The sequence below is a fragment of the Shewanella electrodiphila genome (assembly GCF_023283985.1).
In the GTDB taxonomy this organism is placed as follows: domain Bacteria; phylum Pseudomonadota; class Gammaproteobacteria; order Enterobacterales; family Shewanellaceae; genus Shewanella; species Shewanella electrodiphila.
In genome coordinates this window covers 182,412-206,992 of sequence record NZ_JAKIKU010000007.1, presented here as the reverse complement: position 1 = coordinate 206,992, position 24,581 = coordinate 182,412, and the positions used below count along the sequence as shown (strand labels likewise).

Annotated in this window: 22 protein-coding genes; 8 read left to right on the top strand and 14 right to left on the bottom strand. The window is 40.6% G+C overall.

The window, feature by feature from the left end; all coding sequences use genetic code 11:
- Nucleotides 1-77 precede the first annotated feature (77 nt).
- A complete protein-coding gene (locus L2737_RS14255; protein WP_248956139.1) occupies nt 78-1,457 on the top strand; it encodes an alanine/glycine:cation symporter family protein in 1,380 nt (459 codons plus the stop codon).
- Between the two features lie 49 nt (nt 1,458-1,506).
- On the opposite strand, the gene L2737_RS14250 is transcribed toward L2737_RS14255, so the two are convergent.
- Nucleotides 1,507-2,262 (bottom strand): substrate-binding periplasmic protein, encoded by a 756-nt coding sequence (locus L2737_RS14250; RefSeq protein WP_198589554.1) that lies wholly within the window; start codon nt 2,260-2,262, stop codon nt 1,507-1,509.
- A 301-nt stretch (nt 2,263-2,563) separates the two neighbouring features.
- Between L2737_RS14250 and L2737_RS14245 the strand changes: the two genes are divergently transcribed.
- A complete protein-coding gene (locus tag L2737_RS14245) occupies nt 2,564-4,051 on the top strand; it encodes a BCCT family transporter (RefSeq protein WP_248956138.1) in 1,488 nt (495 codons plus the stop codon).
- A 73-nt stretch (nt 4,052-4,124) separates the two neighbouring features.
- On the opposite strand, the gene L2737_RS14240 is transcribed toward L2737_RS14245, so the two are convergent.
- From L2737_RS14240 to L2737_RS14230, 3 genes are all read right to left on the bottom strand, one after another.
- Nucleotides 4,125-5,033 carry a cation efflux transmembrane domain-containing protein gene (locus tag L2737_RS14240; protein ID WP_248956137.1) on the bottom strand — a complete coding sequence of 303 codons (909 nt, stop codon included), beginning with the start codon at nt 5,031-5,033 and terminating at the stop codon, nt 4,125-4,127.
- Between the two features lie 370 nt (nt 5,034-5,403).
- Nucleotides 5,404-6,282, bottom strand: a complete 879-nt coding sequence (locus L2737_RS14235) for a LysR family transcriptional regulator (RefSeq protein ID WP_229370732.1) — start codon at nt 6,280-6,282, stop codon at nt 5,404-5,406.
- Between the two features lie 77 nt (nt 6,283-6,359).
- The gene (locus L2737_RS14230) at nt 6,360-7,223 is read right to left on the bottom strand and encodes a hypothetical protein (RefSeq protein ID WP_248956136.1); all 864 of its coding nucleotides are present in this window, start codon (nt 7,221-7,223) and stop codon (nt 6,360-6,362) included.
- A gap of 404 nt (nt 7,224-7,627) precedes the next feature.
- Between L2737_RS14230 and L2737_RS14225 the strand changes: the two genes are divergently transcribed.
- Both L2737_RS14225 and L2737_RS14220 read left to right on the top strand, forming a co-directional pair.
- Complete coding sequence (locus L2737_RS14225; protein WP_153912593.1) at nt 7,628-7,990, top strand: response regulator; 363 nt, start codon at nt 7,628-7,630, stop codon at nt 7,988-7,990.
- A 245-nt stretch (nt 7,991-8,235) separates the two neighbouring features.
- The gene (locus L2737_RS14220) at nt 8,236-8,835 is read left to right on the top strand and encodes a GNAT family N-acetyltransferase (protein WP_248956135.1); all 600 of its coding nucleotides are present in this window, start codon (nt 8,236-8,238) and stop codon (nt 8,833-8,835) included.
- Nucleotides 8,836-8,977: 142 nt separating this feature from the next.
- On the opposite strand, the gene L2737_RS14215 is transcribed toward L2737_RS14220, so the two are convergent.
- The 8 genes from L2737_RS14215 to L2737_RS14180 all read right to left on the bottom strand — a co-directional run bounded on the left by L2737_RS14215 (nt 8,978) and on the right by L2737_RS14180 (nt 19,278).
- The gene (locus L2737_RS14215) at nt 8,978-11,044 is read right to left on the bottom strand and encodes a prolyl oligopeptidase family serine peptidase (RefSeq protein ID WP_248956134.1); all 2,067 of its coding nucleotides are present in this window, start codon (nt 11,042-11,044) and stop codon (nt 8,978-8,980) included.
- 245 nt (nt 11,045-11,289) lie between these two features.
- The gene (locus L2737_RS14210) at nt 11,290-11,805 is read right to left on the bottom strand and encodes a hypothetical protein (RefSeq protein WP_248956133.1); all 516 of its coding nucleotides are present in this window, start codon (nt 11,803-11,805) and stop codon (nt 11,290-11,292) included.
- Between the two features lie 237 nt (nt 11,806-12,042).
- Nucleotides 12,043-13,131, bottom strand: a complete 1,089-nt coding sequence (locus L2737_RS14205; protein WP_248956132.1) for a hypothetical protein — start codon at nt 13,129-13,131, stop codon at nt 12,043-12,045.
- Nucleotides 13,132-13,459: 328 nt separating this feature from the next.
- On the bottom strand, nt 13,460-14,185 hold the full coding sequence (locus L2737_RS14200) for a GDYXXLXY domain-containing protein (RefSeq protein WP_248956131.1): 726 nt from the start codon (nt 14,183-14,185) through the stop codon (nt 13,460-13,462).
- A complete protein-coding gene (locus L2737_RS14195) occupies nt 14,178-15,335 on the bottom strand; it encodes a DUF4401 domain-containing protein (protein ID WP_248956130.1) in 1,158 nt (385 codons plus the stop codon). Before L2737_RS14195 ends, L2737_RS14200 begins: the two co-directional genes overlap by 8 nt.
- The gene (locus tag L2737_RS14190; RefSeq protein WP_248956129.1) at nt 15,332-16,405 is read right to left on the bottom strand and encodes a DUF2157 domain-containing protein; all 1,074 of its coding nucleotides are present in this window, start codon (nt 16,403-16,405) and stop codon (nt 15,332-15,334) included. The genes L2737_RS14195 and L2737_RS14190 overlap by 4 nt, the downstream gene beginning before the upstream one ends.
- A 254-nt stretch (nt 16,406-16,659) precedes the next feature.
- Nucleotides 16,660-18,441 carry a flotillin family protein gene (locus L2737_RS14185; RefSeq protein ID WP_248956128.1) on the bottom strand — a complete coding sequence of 594 codons (1,782 nt, stop codon included), beginning with the start codon at nt 18,439-18,441 and terminating at the stop codon, nt 16,660-16,662.
- Nucleotides 18,442-18,630: 189 nt separating this feature from the next.
- Complete coding sequence (locus L2737_RS14180) at nt 18,631-19,278, bottom strand: YqiJ family protein (RefSeq protein ID WP_248956127.1); 648 nt, start codon at nt 19,276-19,278, stop codon at nt 18,631-18,633.
- A gap of 607 nt (nt 19,279-19,885) precedes the next feature.
- Between L2737_RS14180 and L2737_RS14170 the strand changes: the two genes are divergently transcribed.
- Nucleotides 19,886-20,137: a DUF2999 family protein gene (locus tag L2737_RS14170; RefSeq protein WP_102527746.1), complete on the top strand. Its 252-nt coding sequence runs from the start codon at nt 19,886-19,888 to the stop codon at nt 20,135-20,137.
- Between the two features lie 69 nt (nt 20,138-20,206).
- Here L2737_RS14170 and L2737_RS14165 read toward each other — a convergent pair whose 3' ends face one another.
- On the bottom strand, nt 20,207-20,341 hold the full coding sequence (locus L2737_RS14165; RefSeq protein ID WP_267869180.1) for a helix-turn-helix domain-containing protein: 135 nt from the start codon (nt 20,339-20,341) through the stop codon (nt 20,207-20,209).
- A 54-nt stretch (nt 20,342-20,395) separates the two neighbouring features.
- Here L2737_RS14165 and L2737_RS14160 point away from each other — a divergent pair, with 54 nt between their 5' ends.
- The 3 genes from L2737_RS14160 to L2737_RS14150 all read left to right on the top strand — a co-directional run bounded on the left by L2737_RS14160 (nt 20,396) and on the right by L2737_RS14150 (nt 23,069).
- Nucleotides 20,396-20,491, top strand: coding sequence for a hypothetical protein (locus L2737_RS14160; protein ID WP_248956204.1), 96 nt, complete (start codon nt 20,396-20,398; stop codon nt 20,489-20,491).
- 306 nt (nt 20,492-20,797) lie between these two features.
- The gene (locus tag L2737_RS14155; protein ID WP_248956126.1) at nt 20,798-21,817 is read left to right on the top strand and encodes an alpha/beta hydrolase; all 1,020 of its coding nucleotides are present in this window, start codon (nt 20,798-20,800) and stop codon (nt 21,815-21,817) included.
- Nucleotides 21,818-22,028: 211 nt separating this feature from the next.
- The gene (locus tag L2737_RS14150) at nt 22,029-23,069 is read left to right on the top strand and encodes a polysaccharide lyase family 7 protein (protein WP_248956125.1); all 1,041 of its coding nucleotides are present in this window, start codon (nt 22,029-22,031) and stop codon (nt 23,067-23,069) included.
- Between the two features lie 74 nt (nt 23,070-23,143).
- Here the strand turns inward: L2737_RS14150 and L2737_RS14145 are convergent, their stop codons facing one another.
- Nucleotides 23,144-24,313: an MFS transporter gene (locus L2737_RS14145; RefSeq protein ID WP_283108351.1), complete on the bottom strand. Its 1,170-nt coding sequence runs from the start codon at nt 24,311-24,313 to the stop codon at nt 23,144-23,146.
- Nucleotides 24,314-24,581: the final 268 nt, after the last annotated feature.

The following is a 24,581-nucleotide window of genomic DNA, read 5'->3' as shown; positions in this document are numbered from 1 at the left end:
CTTTCTTCAGTACCACTGATCAGCCATTTCTTTTCCTCCTCCATATTAATTTTGTTGTTTAATATTCGAGGAATATCATGAATTTTCACGCGCTTTTAGCCGATATCAATGGCATTGTTTGGGGCCCTATTACCCTTTGCTTACTTGTTGGTACAGGTCTTTATCTCACTATTCGCCTTAAACTTTTGCAAGTTTTCCAGCTGCCTTTTGCCCTTAGTTTGTTATTCAAACCCGCTACTGGTAAAGGCGATTTATCGTCTTTTGCAGCCCTATGTACAGCCCTATCCGCCACTATCGGTACAGGTAATATTGTTGGAGTTGCAACCGCCATTAAAATTGGTGGCCCAGGCGCATTGTTTTGGATGTGGTTAGCCGCCTTTTTTGGCATGGCCACTAAATATGCTGAATGTATGCTCGCAGTTAAATACCGCACCACAGATGCTAAAGGTAATATTGCGGGCGGACCTATGTATTACATTGAGCGTGGTTTAGGCCTCAAGTGGTTAGCCAAGATCTTTGCTGTATTTGGTGTTGGTGTGGCCTTTTTTGGTATTGGTACTTTTGCACAAGTTAATGCCATTAGCGATGCCATGACCATCGCCTTTAATGTGCCAACCTGGGTCACAGCGTTAATACTAACTACCATGGTTGCTGCTGTAACATTAGGCGGGGTAAAACGTATTGCTAACGTTGCTCAAAAGTTAGTACCTACTATGGCCCTAGGTTATGTGCTTGCGTGTATTTGGATTCTATTTAGCTTTTCAGAGCAAATCATTCCCGCTCTCGAATTAGTCATTCACTCAGCCTTTACTCCTATTTCTGCTACGGGCGGATTTTTAGGCGCAACCGTTGCCCAAGCAATTCAAATTGGTATTGCTCGTGGCGTGTTTTCAAATGAGTCAGGTTTAGGCAGCGCGCCAATTGCGGCTGCGGCAGCTAAAACCAACGAGCCAGTAGAGCAAGGACTTGTGAGCATGACAGGCACCTTTTTCGATACTATTTTGATTTGTACCATGACAGGCTTAGTGTTGATCATTACTGGCGTATGGAATGGCGATACAGCCGGTGCAGCCATGACCAGTGCCGCATTCGCCTCGGGCGGCTCTGTGATTGTCGGTCAATATATTGTGACTATTGCGCTAGTGTGTTTTGCCTTTACCACTATTTTAGGATGGCACTATTATGGCGAACGTTGTTGGAATTATTTGACCAATCAGCGTCTCGGTGACAAAGGAATTAAGATTTACCAACTGACTTTTTTAGGGTTAATTGCGGTAGGTGCTTTCATTCAATTAGATTTAATTTGGATGCTGGCTGATACCGTCAATGGCCTGATGGCCATTCCTAACTTAATTGCACTTATTGGCTTAAGACATGTAATTCTGACGGAAACAAATCACTACTTTGAAAACAAAAAGCGTCAGGTTTCTCAACCTCAAACAGCTAATAGCAACTAAACGCACGCAACAGATTTATTCGTTTTCATTACCGATGTGCAATATCAGTTTATTGCTGATATTGCTCATTTTTAGTGTATTTATCCACAATAGCTTGAATGGTGCCATCATTTTGCAACTGGGCAATAGCCATATTAATTCTCGGCATCACGCTACTGTGTTCTTTACGCAAGCGCATCACTAACACCCCACTTGAATGCACCGCAGCAAGCGCTATGGGTAATTGCAATTGCTTCGCCCAATACAATGCAGGTAAATCACCTGATATCGCCGCGCTAACGCGATCTTTATGTAACGCTTTGATGAGCTGTTTTTCAGATGCGAAATCGACCCGAGTAAATATGTCATCATCATGGTAAAGGTAGCCGCGCACCGTTCCAATAGACTTGCCTGTTATCTTGTCTATGTCAGACCACTGAGATTGGTTTTTTTCAAGCGTGATGATGTTTTCTTGAATCGATAAGATCGCGGAAGATTGAATAAACTGATCTCCCATATCACCTTTAGGAAACCAACTAGGACTGACAAAATCAAAATCCAGCAGGCCTTTTTCTAGCGCTTGATTAGTTCGCTTAGGCGGAAAGTTATGTTTTTCGACTTCAACTTCGGCAATGGATAAAATTTTAGGGACCAGTTCACCCAAAATCCCCGAGTTTTCAACTTTATTAGGAATATAATACGGCACCCAACTGCTTGAACCATTCACATTATATTTGAGAGTAGTCGCTATACTTATTGAAGAATAAAACAATACAAAAGCCGTCACGGCAATAAGTCTGATTTTGTTCAAATAATTATCCCCCATACAGTACAACAACAAATAAAAACCAATCATTTATTCTTTTATCAATAATTTACACTAGAACAATTTATTAACATAGTTAAGCTTTTATTCGTTTATGATGCTAAAAACATCTTCCTTATATAGCGACAAATTGATTCGTCACTCAGGTTTAGTCCTTTAAATTCCCCCTCAGATCCAGCTATGACGCATCAAAAAACAGCTTAAGCTAATACTAAAGTTCTGTTTAAGACTTTAAACTGATAACTAATTCAGTCATAGTGAAAAAACTGAATATAGCTTCGAATACTGGATAGCGACTAGATTGGAATCACGTAATACAAGCCCACGTGCAAAGTCTGAAACACCGCCATTGCTGACGCCTCAACTCAGCTTTTATATACCCGTCATAATCATTGCGGGCTTGTTGTTGACCTTCCCTCACAAAACGTTGGCAACATTCAGCTTATTTACTCAGTTTTTTCTTGAACATTTTGACTCTCAATTCATTCAGCTTTCGAGTTTATTACTTATTTTTGCTACAGCAATATGCTTCAGTCCTATTGGCAAAATACGTATTGGCGGAGAAAAAGTGCAAACCGAGTTCAGCTTTACCAGTTGGATAGCCATGCTATTTACTGCAGGCATGGGATCGGGGCTCATTTTTTGGGGCGTGGCAGAACCTGTATATCACTATGTTAACCCACCTGCATTTTTACAAGATGACTTCTCATCGGTATCTGGCGCGTTAGCGATTACCTACTTCCACTGGGGTTTGCATGCTTGGGCGATATACGCCATGGCTGGCTTAGTCATGGCATGGTTTGCATATAATCGTAATCGCAGCCTGAGGATCAGTGCCAGTTTTAGCGCAGAAAAACCTAAATGGCTTAGCGTATTAGATTTACTTGCGGTCATTGCGATTATTTTTGGCATGGCTGGCACCTTTGCCAATACTGTCGCCTTAATTCAAACAGGGATTGAACAAGCAATTGGACTTGATGTGGCCAGTGTCGGCTTTAGAATTGGGCTAATTTTGTTTATTGCAGTGCTATTCACCTTGTCATCCATTGCTGGATTAAATCAGGGAATTAAACGATTAAGCCAGTTTAATACCTTTTTTATGGTAGCTATTTTGGTCACGGTTATTGCTTTAGTTGATCCCTTCAACAGTCTACAGCTCATGTTTGAGTCAAGCGTGAGTTATTTGCAGTTACTGCCAAAAGTCTCTTTTAGTGTCGGAGACCCCGCTAATTGGAGCCAAGGCTGGAGCGTCATTTATTTGATTTGGTGGATTGCTTGGGCGCCTTTCGTTGGGCCGTTTATCGCTCGAATTAGTAAAGGCCGTAGCATTAGGCAATTTTTAGCATGTACCATTTTACTGCCAACACTCACTTCAATTATCTGGTTTTCTGGCTTTGCTGGTAGCGTGTTAACTCAACCCTTTGCTGCTGAGGTTATGGCTGCGGTCAATCAAGAATACACCTTAGGCTTGTTTAGCTTTTTTAATCAGTTAACCCCAAATGGTTTCCCCTTGGGCAGCATTTTATCGGTTGCCGCAATACTACTGTTAATCACTTTTCTTATCACCAGCGCAGATTCCTCCATTTACATTACCAGCATGCTCACTGGCAGTGAAAGTCACACTGCCAAAATGCTCTGGAGTCTTATTTTAATTGCGATAACAATTGCACTAGTGACCATTAACGACGTGGATTTAAACAAGCAAATTGCGATTGTTGGCGCCATTCCATTTACCTTGGTCATGTGCGCTCAAATAGCTTTTTGGATTAAGGATGTACTGAAAAGATAAGCAGGTCATTAGTCTTAGATAAGCATATCGAGTGTCAAATCAATGAGGCACTCGATTTAGGATTAACACATTGTTATTTAACGTCAGTAGCGATATCGAGATTCAACTTCACATTCAGCGATAAACGCGCAAGTTTACGGTTCAATAATTCACGAATATGTTGAACATCAGCCAATAATTGATGTGATTTTTTAGGATCGACATTAATGTTAACCATCAATTCAGGTCCTACTTTGGCAATGCCGGTTAACTTAAGGTTTTGCGGTGATATACCGTTAGCTTCAGAAACACTTTCACGCACAAGTGAACATATTTCTTGATCAGGTTTCATCATTAACAGCTCGCGTAATGCATTGGTTAACATAACAAAAGGCACTTTTAGGAAGTACAAACCAATACACAACATCATTAGAGAATCAGCATACACCGCGTAATGAAACAAGGGCGTCATCTCAAGAATCACGGCAATAATCAAGCCGCCACATACCGCTGCGCTCAGTACCGTATCCATTTGCCATTGCTTTTCTTCAGCGGCCAATAAGCCACTTTGTTGCTTTTTAGACTGGTTTTTATGTTGCAGCCAACGCCACACTCCCCAACAACCAACTAAATTGATAAAACCAAAAATAGCTGCAAACGAAGTATCAATTGCTTCACCACCATTGATAAACACATGAAAAGCACTGAATAAGCTGTAGCCCAATAACATCAAAATCACTAAGCCTTTAATCGCAACAACTAACGGTTCCATCATGGCTTTACCAAAAGCGAAGTGAGAACGTGAAGAACCATGCATATAGCCAGAAGCAGCAAGAGATAACATTGTCAGTAATAAGCTAATGAGTGAGTAAACACCGTCAAAAAGAATGACAATAGATCCACTTAACAGGCCAACGATGACCCCGAGGATTGCAAAGCTAAAAGCAGCGACTGCTGACAGCTTAAGTAATTGTTTATCTTGTTTGTTGCTCTTTGCACACATTCATTATCACCTGTTAAAACCTAAGAAAAGTATGGCGTTAACAGCGAAAAATCTCAATATCGTTAAGGTGTACATAAAGTGAACTTCGATGGGGAATATATGATTACATCATTATTTCAATGAGTTACCAACCGCCGGAAGCGTCAACTACTTTGACGCTCAGTGATTGTGATATACAAGCCCATATTTGAAGAGTTCAAATATAACGAGCGCTAACATGAAAGGTTTTAATATGAAGAACTTTAATATGAGAGGCTTAAGTTGAAGAGCTTTAATATGAAGTACTCTAATATGAAGTGCTCTAATATGAAGCCTACGAGTTAGGCTTAGCAAATAACAAGTGCCAATTCATTCACCAAAATCAGCACCTTTAAAACTTAAACAAATAGTCGCTCACTTGATCTGATAACCAAGAAATCGGTGCTGGTATTGCATTACCGGGAGCTGAAAATAAACAATAATCTTGATGGGTTAATCCATAAGTATGCTTAATAACAGCCAATTGCTGTTGGCGTAAATGCTGCCTAATCAATGGTTCAGGTAATACACCCCAGGCTTTTTCAGACAATATTGTGTTGAGCATATATTCAAAGCTCGTAAAGCCAATATGGGTTAATGAAAAAGGCTGCAACTCAGGATTATCTTTATCATTGAGATACACCATCACCGCTTGCATAGATTCACGCAGTTGAATATCTGACACACGGCGAAGACTGGCTAACGGATGGGTATGTTCACACACCGACATCATTCTTATGCGCCCGAGTGGCAAATAGTCAGTATTGGCATCATCCACTCGCTCAAAGTCGACCCCAAAAGCAAAATCAACTTGCTTGGTATTCACCAAGTTAGCTAAGTCGCCACTGGATGCCAGCACGGTGTTCACTGTGGTTGCCTTAAAATGATTATTCAGTTGATGAATGAAATCTTGCCAAACCTCATCAGGAAAGGAGTCGTCACGAGCGAGCCAAATCTCTGAACGAAATTTCTCTGATGTTTGTTCGCAGGTTTGCTTTATTCGCTCGCAGGTAGACACTACGCTTTCACAATCTTTATAAATAGACTTACCAACTTCAGATAACACCAGGCTATTACCAGAACGGACAAATAATGTCGCCTGCAAATTCGACTCAAGCGCCTTAATCGCCATGCTTAGCTGGGTGCGATTACTGTTAAGTTGCTTAGCGGCTGCAGTAACAGAACCCGTATCCGCTACGGCGCAAAAAATCTCTAATTGCTTTAGATTCATAGATTATCCATTGTGATAACTCACCCAGCTATCCTTCAGTATTAGTAGACTTTTATAACAGGCTGCTAATAATAGGCCTATTGCTGGCGTTGCCTTAACTCAAATTGCTCTTTCGCCAACTCATTGTATTGGGCTAATAAACTTAATTCATCAACGTTAGCTGACAAGGTATTTAAGTCGATTTTTAATTGCCCTTGATTATCAAACTGACTCGCAAACGTGCCCATATTATTCATATCAATCTGCCAATCAGTGAGTTGCCCAATAACATAATTACCATATTGGAAAGCCTCAAACTCATTCAACAACGTAAGGAAGTCACTAAATCCAAACCCCTTGAGTTGTTTTTGCGCCTTAAAAGCGGCTAAATACCCAGCGGATATCGCTACAATTTCACTGTCACTGTCACTGGCATTGGCATTTAATGCTTGCTGGAATTGGTAAGAGTGCCGAGTCTCATGAATCAAAAAAGCCAGCGAAGCATAAGCCTCTTCTTCGGCTAATTTATCTGGATTTAAGTACACAATTCCATTGCCACCCGCTTCAATATCAAAGTCAAAATACACCATTTTGTTGGCATAGCTATGATTATCAATAATCAGTTGCGGCGCCTTAGTACCAAAGCTTCGCACTTCTAACGCAAACACTTTTTTAAGCCATGGAATTTGTTGCTCAATAGTCATCTCAGGCCATTGCTGAATTGCGTTAGTCAGCGCTTTATCTTCTGCGATTAAGCCTAATAAACGATCGCCATCTTTTATTGTTAATGCATAAGCTGACACTAAGAAGTCGTGAGCTTCAGGCTGCAATGCAAATGCATCAGGTGCTTGTCGCTGCAAAGTTTCATTTGCATAAAAACCATCGGCTAGGCTTGGAAGTGATAACCCCATAGCCAGTGATAAAAACGCTCCGGCGGCGAAAGTCTGAAAACGAAATGTCATGATGCGAATGTCCTTTAAAAGAGGATTATTTTTGTTGTTATCTCACATTATTATCGCAGCACTTTATCACTTATCGCGACGCCCTTCACGTAAAGCTGAGCTAGAATATAAGCGTATCATTTCATTCTTCTCGCGCTTTAACACACGAACCACAATGGCAAGCTATGTAAAACGTTAAACGGGCTTGGATAGAAACGGAGTGATTGAAAAGTATCGTCAATATAAAACCTAGAAGTGGTGAACTAAACCACAACACAATAGTCAAAATTGTTTGTAGTTATTAATAATTAGCACGACGACAACCGAGTCACCTCCCAAGGACTCAACTTGATTAATACGCTATAAGCCATTAAGGTTATCGTTAGTATAATAGTAGTAATATCCACACCTTAAGTGAGGTAACAATGGACAAGTCCAAAATATTAGTGATTGATGATGACCCAGTTTGCACCAGTATGCTGCTCGCTATTCTTGGTGATGACTACTTGGTTATGACCGCTAATTCTGGCGACGGTGCAATTGAACTATTGTCTTCTGTAGAACCTGATTTAATCTTCCTTGATATCACCATGCCGGATGTAAACGGTTACCAAGTGATAAAATACGTCAAGAAGCATAGCCTGAACCAGCAAGTGCCGATTGTTGTGGTCAGTTCATTGGTTGAAGAATCGGATCAAAATTTCGCGTTAAAGCTCGGTGCCGACGATTACTTAACCAAACCAATTTTGCCGAATAATGTTCAGAAAATGGTAGATAAATACCTTTAATCGCTTCAGTAGTCATCGATGAAAACATCGGCAGTTAACATCGATAGTAAACATCGGTAGTTAAAGTCGATAGCAAACACTGATTTTGAGTTCACACCGATGGTTATGCCATCAACATAATGCTTGCAACTGCAGGCATTATTTGATCTTACTCATATGAAACCATCACATTGTCGTAAATGTTCAATCCTGAACAAGCACTATTGGCTATGATTTACCTGAACTCACATGACAGGTCACAAGCAATGCCTTTTAATTTTAATGCCTTAAAATCTGGTCAATCAATTCCTTTGACGACCACACTTACCATTTCCTTGATCAAGCAAGCTGATTTGATTGATATTATTCAGATGTTCGATAACCCCAATGTGACTCAATATCTATTTTTTGCCCCTGCGCCAGTTGAAGTTTATCAAGATTTCTTTACCCCGATTATCGACAATACCCAATCAGCAATTGATGCCGAAAAATGGCCAGATAATCCAACCATCATCATCAGAGATCACAATGGTCGCTTTATGGGCATGGCTGGTTTACCTGCTGTGATGTTTTTAGAAGGTAATTATGAAGTCGGTTATCAATTGCCGGAATACGCCTGGGGACAAGGTATTGCGAGCGCTGCTTGCCAGCTGCTGACTCACCTTGCTTTCACTGAACTTGGCGCGCATAAAATCACCGCAGATTGTTATCGCAGTAATATAGGATCATACAAGACCATGGAGAAATGTGGCTTTGTATTAGAAGGAACCCAGCAAGATTATTTTAACCTGGGCAACAAGTTCGACGATCGCGTTTTTTATGGGATCACCAAAACACAGTTTCTAACCATGTCATCATGCGATTAGAGCCTATTCGGCAGTATTTTGGCAGCAATTAAGCAGCAACTAATAATTAACCGTTAACAACAAAAATGCCGAGCGATCAGATTGCTCGGCATTACTTCTCACCATCAAGTTAATGAGTATTTTAACCAAAAACTAAGCGAGTTTACTTCGCCCCTGGCTCAGCATGTTGGTTCATCCACTTTTCAACTTCGTTGTACCAATAAATTGAATTGTTTGGCTTCATGATCCAATGGTTTTCATCAGGGAAGTAAATCATCCGCGATTCGATCCCTTTAGTTTGCAAGGTGCGGAACAACTCAAACCCTTGACCCACTGGCACGCGGTAATCTAATTGACCGTGTACCACTAGGGTTGGAGTGTCAAAGTTTTCAGCGCCGTAATGTGGAGAGATCGATTTGTAGATCTCAGGATTATCCCAGTAATCGCCAAAGCGAGTGCTGTGGACCGAGAAATCAGCGGCCATTTGCGAGTACATGTTATACACAGCAGCGTGGATAAATAGCGCATTAAACGGCTGATCTTTTTGACCGAGAATAATCGATGATAAGTAGCCACCGTAGCTTGCGCCGCCAGCCACTAAACGCTCGTTATCAATCCAGTCTTTAGCTTTAAACCAGTCAGTTGCTTTAAACACATCCTCTAATGATTTGTTTTTCCAATCTGGGTTAATACTGTCGGTATAGTCTTGACCGAAACTGTTAGAACCATGAAAGTTAGGCCATGCCGTTACATATCCCCAAGAGGCAAACGTTTGTGCATTCCAGCGGTAATGGAAACCGTCAGAAATCGCACTGTGTGGGCCACCGTGAATAAGCATCATTAACGGATATTTTTTGCTTTTATCAAATCCTGGCGGGTAATGTACCCACATTTGCACATCTTCATCGTTGTAACCTTTATAAGTTACTGACTCATAAGTGCCCATATCAACATCTGCTAAAACATCATCGTTAAAGCTGTCTAAACGAGTGGTTTTGCCATTCTTAGGATTAACTTTCACTAAACGTGCTGGGTACAAAAAGCTATCATTTGCCGCAACGATAGTACCGTCATTTGCAATCGCTGGTGCGCCAAAGTTGGTTTGCTTAGTGATTGGTTTTACTTTGCCATTTTTAGCACTGATATGGAAAATACGGCGGGTTGCAGCATCATCAATAGCGGCGTAAAAACCTTTGTTATTTGCAGTCCAGCTAAAGCGAGCCACTGAGCGATCCCAGTCAGTTGTGATCACTTTTTCAGAACGCTTTTTCACATCTAACAATACTAAGTTCGCTGTGTCAGCGTAAAAACCATGAATAAGCTGACGGGTAAACGCTAAGGTTTTACCATCAGGGCTAAAGGTTGGATTGGTATCTGGCGCTTCATTGTTAGCCGTTAAGTTTTCCACTTTACCACTGCCAATTGTTGCCATAAAAATATCAATTTTAGGGTCAACTTGGTTATCCCAACCATTACTATTAAAGGCAATTAACTTACCATCTGGCGAAATATCGTAGTTGCCACTACTTTGCGATGAACGTGGTAACTGCTTGTTTAATGGCTGAGTAATAGCCGCAATGTCACCGCCTTTAGCAGGAATACTAAATACGTGTGCTTCACGGTCTTCGTCAATCCAATGATCAAAGCTTGAGAATGGTAATGCATTCCATTGGTGTGCAGAGACTTTAGTATCTTTGTTGGCTTTTAATTGAACCGACATTTCGTCCCAGTTTTTATTTGGGAACACATTACTAATAAAGTAAATATTGTCGCCAACCCACTTAATGCCTTTTACACCACCAGGCACTTCAGTTAAGCGCTGCGCCTCACCTGCTTTATCCATTGGTAATAAATATACTTGGCCAGCTTCGTCTTTATCACGCTTGCTAACAAAGGCTAATGTCTTACCGTCAGGTGAAAAAGTCGGTTCGCTCGCTCTCAGCCCTTTGGCTGTAATAGGGCGTTGGCCTTTACCGTCTTTATCAAACAACCATAGTTGAGTGGCACCTTTATCTTCAGGCACATCGTATTGGGTTACAGGCGCAATGATAAACTCACCGTTTGGTGAAATAATTGGATTGCCGATTCGGCTTAGCTTCCACAACACATCCACTGATAATGTGGTGTTTTGCGCTGCTTTTTGAACTGATTGTGTTGATTTGACTTGCTCTGCAGCCATTGACGCTGCTGGCATCAACAAGCACATAAGCACTATCCCGACTTTCTTCACGAGAGGTCTCCTTGATCTAGTTATTGTTATTTTTATTCCGCTGCCATCATTAGTAAATTGCGGCAGTAAGTTAAGCTAGCGATGAATGTTAATCGAATTAACACCGAGAGAACGGAACAACCATCACCCTTGTTACATCAACATAAATCCATTGTCATGGTTAACAATTAAATAAAGCTTAATGAATGCTAGCTAAAGGCAGTAAAGGGATAATTAAATAGCAATAAAGACAAGCCTTGAAGTAATCACAGTTTTGCCCTCAATTCATTTAATGCAGCAACTGAAAAACCTTGGTCATAAAAGTAGATAATTTTTCCTTCTGCATTTAACAATACCACCCGAGTATTATTCGGGTTTTCATTACCGGTAAAGGCTTGCACTTGTTCGCCATCTTCATAAATAGTCACCACACCTTTCCATAGTGGTTTTGGAATGCCCGCGCGCATACCATTATCGATTAAGGTACTGAACATTCTTGGAAACATGCCTTGAATCGTCGGCAACTCATACACCGCAACTTGGGTTTGAGTCATATCCAAACCTATCAGCCAACGGTCAATATCAAACTGTGAGTCTTGCTTGTAGCCAATTAACAATAGAGTCACTTGGCCACTCACATCCTCAGGAAAGTTCATTGCAGTTTGCGCTAAACTCTCACCAGACACCGACGGAAACACCTGCCCCGTCACCTGCTGATTTGGGTAAGTGGTACTGCATGCACTTAGCAGAAATACCACCACTGACATTAATATGGCTCGCATTTTACAATCCTTTAATTATTTCATTCGCTAAATCAATAATTAACCATACGTAGCCCAGAGGAATATAGATTGGAATTTTGAAGGTATTTTTATCACAAACAAAAATGCCTTACTTATCTCACTTAAACAGTGTGATAGTAAGGCATATCTTTCAGCTAAAGAGTGCTTTATTCCTATTTATCCATTTCCTGTATTTACCAAATTCAGGCCTTAGACTGTAGGCTCACTAATGGCTGTTTACTGTCTATCTTCAATTGTAAAACCATTCGGTATTTGGAACTGGCTATCATGTACTAATTCTTCAGATACTGAAGTAATTTCATATAAGTAACGAACTCGGGCATCTTTTTGCCATTCTGCAACCACCTTATCAACGGCCTTATCAGCTTCATCTTTGATAATATTACCAAAGAAACTAGTCGCTGCATTACCTAGCCCTTCAGAGAAATCAAGGTTGTTATCTGAACGCTTTTTCTTAGCTGAAGGGCAAGCTTCATTTTTTTGAAACCATTCCATTTTTATCGATAATGGATAACCTTTAATAACTGATAACTTTTGGCTAATCATATTTTTCTGCTGACTATCACTGCTCTCAACATCGCCACTAAAGCCTTGAATAGCTTTAAAACCGTCTTCACCTAACAAGCGTACTAAAGCATTTTTATCACCGACCTTACTTAAATAGTTTTCAGTCGATTTCTTATGCACTTTCCAAGCAGCAGTCATTTCTTCATTTGGAGTCGTAGTCCAAAATACAAATTGAATTAAATTAAGGTCCACTTTACCATTTTCATCTTTGAACTCAGTGGTCCAAGTTGCTTTAAATTCTTCAGAAAGTAAGCCACTGATACGACGCTGTTGATTCGTAGCAGCAATCGTAAAATCATTTTTAACTAATTCGACATTACAGCTTTTATCTGCATAAGTTTCATACTCTTCTTCATCATCAGAAGACTCTTGTGCTTTTGCCATAAACTCATCAAAGCCGGTTGTACATCCGCTTAACGGACATTCACGATATTTTTCTTTATCGTTATCGATTTGCCACAATAAATTGTCTTCAATTCTAAAAACTGTGGTGTAATCGAAATTTGCCCATCGCATGTAAAAGCTATCAAATTCAGCAGTTTGATCAATCGCACGCATGTTCTCACGAGTATAAATGGTTTGTGTACCCTTATTATCAGGCATATATAATCCATTTAACGTCGTTTTGGCAGTAACAACGGTGGTAAGATTTTTTGGTGAATTATCTACAGGGGTAGAAGAACAAGCAGAAAGTATTGCAGCAACGGCAACAGCCGACACTTTACGAACAAGATTCATTTATATTTCCCTTATTAATGAATTAAGTTTTATTTTTATAGGTGAGTTAAGCTACAAACAAAAAGTCCAAAAGTGCTTATATTAACCAAGCCTTACAAACTCATCTATGCTTTATCAGTAACTTAGCTAGCATTAGCGCTAACCCGTGGACATACTACTTAGGTATTTACACAGATGCACGCTTGATTTCTTCCTTTCCAGTTAGTTTCTCATTAATAATCAATATAATGCCCCGTCATTAATCTTATCATGCCTATGTAGGTTAAGGTTTTAGCCTGTTAAGGCCATAATCAAGTGAGACTTGTTGTAAATGGCTAAAGCACCAGTGCTACTCTTCTGCTGCTATTAGAGGTTCAAGCTTATTCAGCTCAGCATCAAACATGTTGGTTAATAGCACTTCACCCTGTTGATTGACTCTGAACTCACCGTACTTTGCAGCTTCATAGACACTGGCGTGACCTTCTTGAAAGAAAAATGCATTGGTGGCAAATTTGATCCTGCCGTCTCTGACTCGATACTGTAAGCGCATTTCATCTGCTGCTAGCTCCTGCCCATCATATAAGGCTTGATAAGTCGCGATATTGCGTGAATCGACACTCACCACCACGTATCCGTCTCGATTAGGTAGTTTTCGCCATTGTCGGTCAGTTTCAGCTTGTTCATTGGTTGCAGAGCTAGTGCTTAGGTTAGCACTTGAATTATCATTTGAATTAGCACTTGATTCCGCTTCAGTAAGATTTTGCTCTATTTGAATCTGTTCTTCTTGAGCCCGCTCTTCTTGAACCTGCTCCTCTTTACGCAGCTCTTCTTGACGCAACTTGAGCGCACTGCGAATATCGTTACTCATTTGAAATCGTAGCGCCATATAATCGCCCTGCATTAGCGAGCGAGGATCTACCGGTGCCAGTTCAAGATAAATTAACTCCCCATGGCGTATGTGCTGCTCTTTTTGAAATATCTGCCAATTAACTAAAGCTAATATCAACACCAAGGTGCCGACTAAGATAATGGTATTGAGGTTTGTCATGATTGCGGTTTTAGAGAATTTAGGCATCGGCTTGCTCCCTTTGTTTGGTCACAAATTTGAGCATGGCCCAGCGCACAGCCAGTAAAAAAACACCTATTAACATCAGCGTGTAAGATTTATCTAATAGGCTGAAATCTAAGAAATAGTAATATGCTGATATGAAGGTGACCAAGGCTATAACCCCTAAGCCTAACAGTAATCTGTTGCTGGCTGAAAAGCCCAACACCATAATTAAAAAGCCAATATTAATTCCATGAGCTTCAAACGACAGCGCTGAAACCAACAGGCTGATTACGAGTACGCTATAACGCACTTTAACCGATAATTCTGGGTATCGATTTACTATTTGCCACACCACATATAGCGACACTAAAGCCAATAAAACATCACCCATCCAGGGCGCAGTAAGTGACTCCGTTGATAACAACTCACTTTCAATTAAGCCATACCAAGCATATTGAAATGACATAAAGCATGTTTGCACTAAAGGCGCTAATAGCAAACCATAAGCGATTGGCCGCTTATGCAATAAAACCACTGAAAAAAGACTATTTAACAGCGGATTGTTAGTTTGTCCTTTACGCTCAAACTCATGCAAAAAAAGCCAGCAGGCAAGCAGTAATATGATGCTAGTGGCAATAAAAGGCAGCTGAAAAATGGCTAAGGTGACGATAAAACAACAGGCAGCAAAGAAGGCTGAACAAAAGCGGTGAATGTCATTGGGCATTATCGCCATCAGACAAAATTGCAATATTGTCGCCAACAACCAGCAGGTGTCATCATCAAAATGTTGAATAAAGCCATAGACAATTAATATCTGCCCACTAAAACTAACCGCTAATGACAGATGTTCGATAAATTCATTTTTATTGAGCGTAAATAATGCATAAGCACCTAGGGTCAGAATTGCACCGACAATAAAAGCGCCATGATCACTGTCAAAAATAAACTCCATCGCTAGAGCTAAAAAACCAAGAAAGAACAGCGCGGCAAACCAACCAGAAATAGCCAATAATAGTTTTACAAACCACGGCGATTGGATTTCTGCTTTAGCGGGTTGCTCACCTGATACCACTCCGTGGTGCAATAAGCTTTGCCATAACGAAGTTTGGTTATGAGCTTTTTCTTGGGTCAGTGACTCTGAGCCGAATTCCTCTGGGGTTAATGACTCATTCATGACTGCCACTCCTTATTGATTTTACGCAGCCCAATAGCCGAACCTGCTGCCATGGCGATCATCATATTTGATATCAATAACAGGCCAATTTCTTCCAATGTTTCAAGCCAATATGCCGAAACATAATTGATAATGACAATGTTGGCTGACAATAATGTTCCAGCCAGCATAAATAAGTCTTTTTGATAATGGCGATAACAAACATACATTGCCAGCAACCAAAGCGGCCAAATGGTGATGGGTAAAAAACCTAATTCTTTAAAAGCAGAATGAAGATATGAATCATGAGTAAAGCTCCAAATGCTGCCTACCATTAGCCATGTAATGCAAGCGCCACTGACGACAGCCAGCAGCCTTGGTGCCCAACGCGCCTTTAGCCAATGGTAATGACGACTGAAACCTTCCCAGCAAGCTAACGCCACGATATTGAATAACAATATCACCCATAAAGCATTCAGTTCTTGGTTAATAAACCAGCCTAGTCTGCCGCCAAAATTTAGGTAATACAGCAAAATAGAGACATTAATTAAGACAACCCACAACATCCAAAGTGCGCCAAGGCGGCCAATGACAACCCAAGGAAGGATTAATAAAGCCCAGTTAAAAAATAGCTGCCAAGGGTCGGCGCCTGTTTGATAGGTTTGTCCAAATAAGGCTAATAACACCCCAAAGAAAACGGCGGCCATAAATAACGGCACTTTAACAACCGACTCAGATACTGTTGGAATGATGGACTTTAGAGGGGGAGGATTTGAGTCATCTAGTGATTTCGATGTTTTCTGAGCGAGCTTGTTTAACTGATAATAGGCAACAATGGCGAATACAATCAGTATTTCCACTAGCGCAAACTTGGCAAACTTACCCATCTCATGCCAGTTAAACGCGATAAAAAACAGCACAGAAAAAGTGATCGCAAGACCACCTAGCCAGGCTAATAGTTGATTAAAAAAGTGAACCCAATGGTGTTTACTTGGTTGCACCTTACTGATGATAAGGGCATCGTTTATTTTGCTCTCATCAATCGCATTTTGTTCAAGCAACCCAATCAGTTGCTGTCTATTTGATGTCATGTTGAATCCATTCGCTTACATCTGTCTGCGTTGTAATATACCAAAGCTCATTCGAGATGCTAGTGAAAGATAAGCTTTAAAAAAAACAAATACTAAGCAGGGTACCTGACCATTAACCCACCCTTGTTAATATCTTCGAAGCAATTAGGATGCTTGCTATCATCGTTTTCTAGGACATAGAAAATCCCTGTTAACTTGGTTAACAGGGATTATCACTTATTTATCTATTTACTATTAAGATTAGGGTTAATTTATTAGTGTCCAACTGAATCAGTATCAGATTCATTTGTTGAGTTATTATTAACCTCCACAGCGGTCTGCTGGGCTGTTTCATCATTGCCGAACAACCCACCGTTCATCATGTCATTATTACCTGTTAGTAAATCATTAAGTGAGCCAGATTCTGAATTAACGAGGCCTAATTCTTTCAGCATAGCATCCACCACTGGCGCATTGGCACGATAATTTAATGCAGCTGTTGTTACTTGGTCAGCAATACCACCTTGTGTTTGCGCAGTCACACCCGACGCATGTTGATTACCAGTACCGTAACCTTGAAGAATTTTAATTCCTTCAATATTTTCTAGTGGCTTAACTGTTTGTGCAACAATCTCAGGCAGCGCAGTTAATGTCGCTAATGATTTCTGTAATGCTATTTGCTCGTCTCGCAACACATTTTCAGCTTCATAAAGCGCCTGTTTACCAGCTGCCTCAACAGCGTAAACTTTCTCATCAGCTTCGGCTTTCAGTTTTTTCGCATCCGCACTGGCTTTGGCTTCGATTAAAATGGCACTGGATTTATCTTCAGCAGCGCGTTTTTCTGCTTCAGCATGAACAGTCACACCTACGGCATCACGTTCAGCTTCTTTACGAGCATCGATCACTTCAATTTCTTTGCGACGGTTGGCTTCAGCGACTTGGCGGGTTGTAATGACGCCCTCTTCTTTTTCGACTTTAGTTTTTTCTGCTTCAGCTGCGCGGGCGCGAGCAGCTGACTCTTCTTCTGATTTTGCTGCGACTGCAATACGCTTATCTTGCTCAGACACTTCAATATCACGCTGCTGTTGAATTCGAGATTGCTCAATAGACTTATGTCTATCAATTTCACGGGTTTGAATGTCTTTATTCTTTTCAATTTCAGCAGTTTCGATAGCTCGCTCTTTAGCAATTTCTGCTTCACGTTCTTCACGAGCTTTGCTTTCTTTCTGCTTAATAATTTCTGCTTTTTGATCCGCACGTTTAAATTCTAAGGATTGTTGTTGGATCAAACGCGCTTCTTCTTCTGACTTTTCAATTTCTAAAGACTCTTTTTCAGCCTCAAGATTACGCTGCTCTATTTTAATTCGATTTTCTTGTTGGATATCATTGGTTTCTTTACGCTTTTCTTCAATAATCTTAGCTAATCTCGCTCGACCTTCGGCATCGAAGGCATTATTTTCATTGAAAAATTGTAAATCCGTTTGGTCAAATCCAGTCAAGGATACCGACTCCAACTCTAAACCGTTTTTCTCTAGATCATTAGCAACATTATTTTGCACTCGTTGCACAAAGTCAGCTCGTTGCTCATGCATTTCCGTCATCGTCATTTCAGCTGCTACAGCCCGTAGCACATCGACAAATTTAGATTCCATCAACTTTTTTAGCTCTTCTACACGGTTGGTTCTGCTACCTAGTGTTTGCGCTGCCATTGAAATGCCTTCTGCATCTGGGGCAACGCGTAAATAAAAGTCTGCTTTAACATCAACACGCATTCTATCTTTAGTAATTAATGCGTCTTTTTGAGTTTTTTCAACTTCAATTCTTAAGGTATTCATATTGACTGAAATCGTTTCATGCAGCACAGGTAAGACGATAGCACCACCATCTTTAATGATTTTCTCACCACCAAAACCTGTACGTACAAATGCCATTTCTTTCGTCGCCCGCTTGTAAAGCTTGGCGAAAATGAGCCCAATAACGACAAAACCAATAATCGCGATACCGGCAATCAATAAAGTAAATGAGCTACCAGAATTAAAACTTGCTAGTGTTTCCATTTTTTTTCCTTGTAAAATTTTACTGTAAAATAGGTCAACATTTATAAAAGCTAAAAGCGGTTAATCACCATGAGTTAAGATCCTTAAAAGTATTATTGTTTTTATCTGCAACTTCACATTCGCTCTAGCACTATATTTAGGCATAAAGATCGGCATTAATAGCAATATCAGCGCAATAAAGAGTCCTTTCTAAAATGTGGAGTTCAAGCGTGCAGCAGACCAGACTTTACCTTGACGGGACAACAGCACGACTTGTGAGCCCTGGGGAAATACTTGCTTTGCCTCATCAGGTTCAACAAATACGTAATGCTTTTGTTGATAGATATCTCTGACGACAGCCTCTGCTGGCATCCCTGCTTTAGCTTCACCAACAGTCACTGTTGCAACGCAACCATTTAGTGAATCGATATCGATAGCAGAGCTTTCATCTTTAGGTAACAAATTAGCGAGTATTGGCCCTAGGTAACGGCACGTTAAACACATGAAAAATAACGCTAAAGGAAATGAAACCCACAAGGATATTAAGCTGCCAGAGGCTTGTAGATAAAAGAAATTAACGCCATAACCTGCCATAGAAAAACTGCATAGTGCCATTACAAGCCAGATTAACAGCGGCAGACGATTCAGGCACAACCAACCTAAAAGGCCTGTAAATCCATTGGGGATGACATCACCATCAACTGATACATCGGTATCTAAAGCTAGCCAGTCATCTATGGCGCCCATCAAACTCAAACCGAAAATGAGGGACATCAGCTCGAAAATACCAAGAAATATCACGATTAAAGAAGCGATGCTGAACGGTACATTTTCAGGTGAAATTAAGAAGGAATACATTGCTAACTCCATTAGCGATAGATGATCCATTACATATAAAATTGTTATTTTATGCCAAAACAGAGTAACAAATTAATCGCTGATACGGAACTGTATTTCATGCTCTAAAAACAGATATTTTCATTGATTGCAGTACCTTATTAACAAGTTATGTTTTGTTCATTTTTGAATATCATCAGCCTGAAACTATCTCTGCATATTTCTCGAGGAAATCAGCTTATACTTTTTGACTTACTGCTAGGGCATGTTGATCTTTGCTGGTTAAGTTTTGTTCGAAATAAAAGCGTTTTAATCGAATCCCTTGGGCAGCGTTTGTTGGCCATTTTTACTGCGTTATCGACTTTTTATGTAGAATAACTACACCACAAAGTCTCTGCCTTTTATAAATGGCCAACAATTCGCTGCAAAAACAACCTTGAAAGATCGACAGGCCCTAGAAATTACGAATACAACTTATGGTTAGAAGAGAAAAATGAGGCTTGTGTGAGTTTATGAATAAACCTCCAACTCTTCAGATTAAAATTATACCTTCAGCTAACAAGGCAAGTGAATCTTGGCTGTTTTATGCTAAAATCTTCAGCTCTTCAATTAACCACAAGGTCTAGCAATGAATCCAATTATTGCCCTGTTAAAAGAACACAGTGTCAGTGATGAAAAAATCAGTGAAGTGTTTCAAGCATTAACTCAAAACCCAATGATGGCGATGAATATCATCGGTCAACTTGGCATTCCTGCTGAAAAGCTACAACAGCTAATGGCGATGGTAATGCAAAACCCAGCGTTGATTAAAGAAGCTGTACTTGAGTTAGGATTAGATTTTTCAAAAGTTGAAGCGGCTAAAGCACAAATGCAGCCTTAATAAACTTCTCGATCTTCTGAGTAAGTAGTGTGCAAGACCTTTAAAACGGCCAATCTATGATTGGCCGTTTTAGTATTGTTTTTTTACCTGCTTTCGATATTGGCTCGGGGTGATATTTTTACATCGTTTAAAGCTATGACTGAAATTAGCGCCATCGTAAAAGCCTAACTGCAAGGCTACCTCTTCAAGCGGTATGGATTTCAATACTTGCCTGTGCTGCCTTATTTAAAACAAAACCACACTAGCACCATTATCAATATGTCATCTGCAAGCAGTGATCATGGTGTGCCTGAGTTAGCAAGCTACTCCGCCAGTAAATTTGCAGTAAAGGGCTCACTGAAGCACTTGAGTTAGAACTTGCTCAATATGGAGTTCGGCTATGCGAGGTGCTGCCGCCATTTATCGCTACTAAAATGCTTAATACACAACAAAAAACCGCTAAAGTGATGACAAAACTAGGTCGGCATTTAACCGCTGAAGAAGTGATTACTGTGATTGAAAAGCAAGTTAATCAACCTAGAACCCATAGAACAGTCGGGTCGCTTTATAGTATGTTACATTGCTTAAGTAGTGTTTCACCTCCTGTTATCAACCGCTTGTTTATGAAGGTGTTAAGTCGTCAATTGGTCCAAACTGTAATTTATAAAAAGGAATGAATAAATGAGTCAAAGCGCCACATCGATAAGATTACAAGCGCCAAAGTTAGAAGCTAAACAACGAATGGCAGCCAAACTGCTGACCTTAGCGCCATTACATAAATTGCCGCCAAAAGTATTTAGACATGTTTATAGCACAATGGACAGATTATTGGGTTTAAGTAAGATTGAAATGGCGAAGGTTATCGACTCAAGTATCCCTGTGACCACACATACTGACAAAGAGAGCTCAATCAAACTCCGTGCATATTATCCTGTTTTCGAGCAAAAGATTGATGCTGACTTAGTTAAAACTGCGCAAAAAACACTGGTGTACTTTCATGGTGGAGGCTGTGTGATTGGTAGTTTAAATACCCATGATCGTTTTTGTCGGTACTTGGCTAAACATGGCAACATGAATGTTATTGCTGTCGATTATCGCTTAGCCCCTGAGTATAAATTCCCTACCCCAATTTGTGATGCCATTGACGCATGGAACTATATTAACGACCACCATCAAGAGTTGCATATTCAAGCTGAACATATTGGAGTCGGTGGTGATAGCGCAGGTGCATACCTTGCTTGTATTATCGGCTTAAAGCAGCTGCAATCAGCGTTACCGTCTATTGCTATAGCAAAACCTGCATTCCAGTTTTTAATCTATCCGATGCTTGATTTACAAGGCTTAACTGAGTCCTACCGTGGCTTCAATAAACAACTGCTCCTAACTCGAACCTTAGTGGATTATTTTAGAGGGCATTACCTCAACTCATTGAATGAAATCGCATTACCTTTAGCCAGCCCTTTGTTAACAGATGACATTAGTGACTCACCAAATACCTATATATTAACCTTAGGTTACGATCCTTTAAGGGATGATGGCATTGCATACGCAAATCGTCTCAAACAAACTGGTATTAGCACTCATCATCAGCATTTTGACGACTGTATGCATGGTTTTATCTCCATCACTAAAACCAGTGCCCGTACTATGCAAGCTACCCATGCGATTGCCATGGCTTTAAACAGATTCAACTCGCTATAAGTAACTGAGTAAATGGGTAAGTGGTTAAATGACTGGTTAAATGACTGGTTAAATGAGTCGTTAAATTAGTGCATTTGATTCAAGTCGGGCTGTATTTCAATAATATTTTGCTCAATTGATCAAATCATCCAACTCGATCACAATATTGTAATACAATATTATTGTAGTATCTTAGGTAGACTTTAATGGCATGTTCCAGAGGAAAGGCTCAATGAGAAAACTCCAACTTAGTGTTTTGATTGCAACTATCGTTGCTGGCTCTGCAGTGGCATCAGTTGAAACTGATACCGCCAAAAAATTTAACCTTGATCCAGCTAAAGCACCTGCGCAAAATTTTGATTTAACCAATTGGAAAATTACCTTACCGGAATTAACCAAAACAGGTAAACGCAAAGGCAAAGCACTAGAAATTGATAAAACTCAACTGGGCAATACCGAAACGCCATATGCCCACCCTGAATGGTTCTACACTAATAAAGATACTGGCGCCTTGGTGTTCGTTGCACCGAATGAAGCTCCGACGACGCCAAATAGTAAAAATACCCGCAGTGAATTGCGTGCCATGTTAGCCGAGCATTATGGCGAGCCTAAAAACAACTTTGTGGTTGCCTCTCACCCTGACGCCAATGAATATGGCGCTATTGGCGGCCAATTAAAAGCGACACTGTCGGTTGATCATGTCAGTGTCAGCGGTAACCCTAAAAAGAACGGGGCGTACTCGGTCGTAATTGGCCAAATTCACGGCTCTGATAATGAACCATTAAAGATTTCTTATCGCAAACTACCGAACCATGAATATGGCTCAATCGCATGGAACTATGAGTTAAACCCGATTCCAGAGCTGCAAGATGCCAAAGATGAAAATGGTAAAAAGCTGCGTCAAGATATCCGTCATAATGTATTTGGCGAGTACAACCTGCGTGAGAATGCTGCCGATCCGCAAGATGGCATTAAACTCGGTGAAATATTCTCTTATGAGGTCAATGTAACGGGCGACACCATGCACCTGTTATTTACTAAAAACCCTGGCACCGACAACGAAGTAACAAAAACCTTCGCGGTTGATTTGACTAAAGGTCAATACCAAGGCCACGAAGTGGATGAAGGCTACGGCACTGACTGGATGTATTACAAAGCAGGGGCTTACAACCAATGTAATACCAAGAAAAACAGCTCAGATTGTCAATGGCGTGGCATGGAAAGTGGCGACTATACACAAGCGACTTTTTACCAGTTAGAACTGAATCAATAAGCCTTGTTAGTTGGCTAGCGTAACTGATACTCGAACTCCTAATGCCTATTAGGAGTTCTTCTTTTCAACCCTATCTACCCAGCAATCGGCTTTTGACCTGATGAAATGGTTTCTGCGCTCTTAAGCAGCATATAAATACAAGTGGTAATTAAACACACACCTAAGTAGATAATTAAACCGTTACTTGCCTGAGTAAATGTGGTCGCCAATAACGGGCCTAATACTGAACCTACGCTATAGCACAACAGCATCATCTCGGTAGCAGACACCATTTTTTCAACTGGTAAGCTATCGCAAGCTAACGTAATGGCTATTGGGTAAAGGGCAAAACTGCTCGCCCCTAGCATTAATAAGCTTAACGCCATCATGACAACACTCGTTGACTCCAATACGCCCATGACAGCCAAGCAACCCAATAGACAAAAAATAGCCATCAGTAAGCTCTTGCTCATGCGAGTCGACATGGCACTCGCCGCAGGTTGAACTAGCATGCCGCCCAGTATAATACTCGCCATTAATAACCCCGTATGCTCAGCATAAGCACTTGAATGGCTAAGATAAGACGGCATCAATCCATAAATAGGCCCCAATAATAATCCCGACACAATACAACCAATAATCGCAGGACGACTAATATGGCGAATTTCTTTGCGGTTAATCGATTGTTGGTCGTGGCTAATCGGCTGACCTGAACGGATCAATACAGGCGCCAGAGTCGCTAAAAACAGTAGTCCTAATACATACAGATAAGGTTGTATGCCTTCGGTGCCTAAGACAGAAATAGCCAGTTGCCCTACAGCACTACCGCCATAAAGCGCCGCCATATATAAACCTAAGCGCTTTGCTCGCTGCTTAGGACAATTAGCCATGAGTAACCACGACTCAACCACCACAAATACCCCTGCTACAGCCATACCTGCAATAAATCTTGCAGCGAGCCAAGTCACCTGATGAGGAATGAGTAGCATTAACGCCACAGTCAAACCCACAAGAGATAAAAAAATAATAAAGGCGCGTCGGTGCCCTAGCTTTTTAATGACCCCTTGAATACAAGTTGCCCCTAACAGCAAACCAAAATAAAACACACTGGCAAGCCAAGGCGTTAAAGATTGATTGATACCAAAATGAGCTAATGACAATGGAATAAGGCTCATTAAAAAGCCCGATGCGACAGCGAAAAATGTTAAACCAACTACAGGGGTAACAATGTTGTTTTCAACATTGCCATGCTTGATTATCGTCAATTTCGTACTACTTAATGTAAGATTTTGGAAGGGTAAAGCGTTCTTGTCGGCTAAAGGTGAGAAAGCCCTATAGACTATTTTCGGCGAATGTATTCCTGAAGCGAAAATAAGTAAAGATAAATTTTATCCTGATGCTAAATTGTGCAAATAAATATCAAATATTGCTGTTTAGATCATATTATTGCTCAGCAAGCACTCATAAACTGCAAGCGAACAGAGCAGCATCATCCATCAAAAACGCCAAGGATAAAAATGGGTAGATGATAAA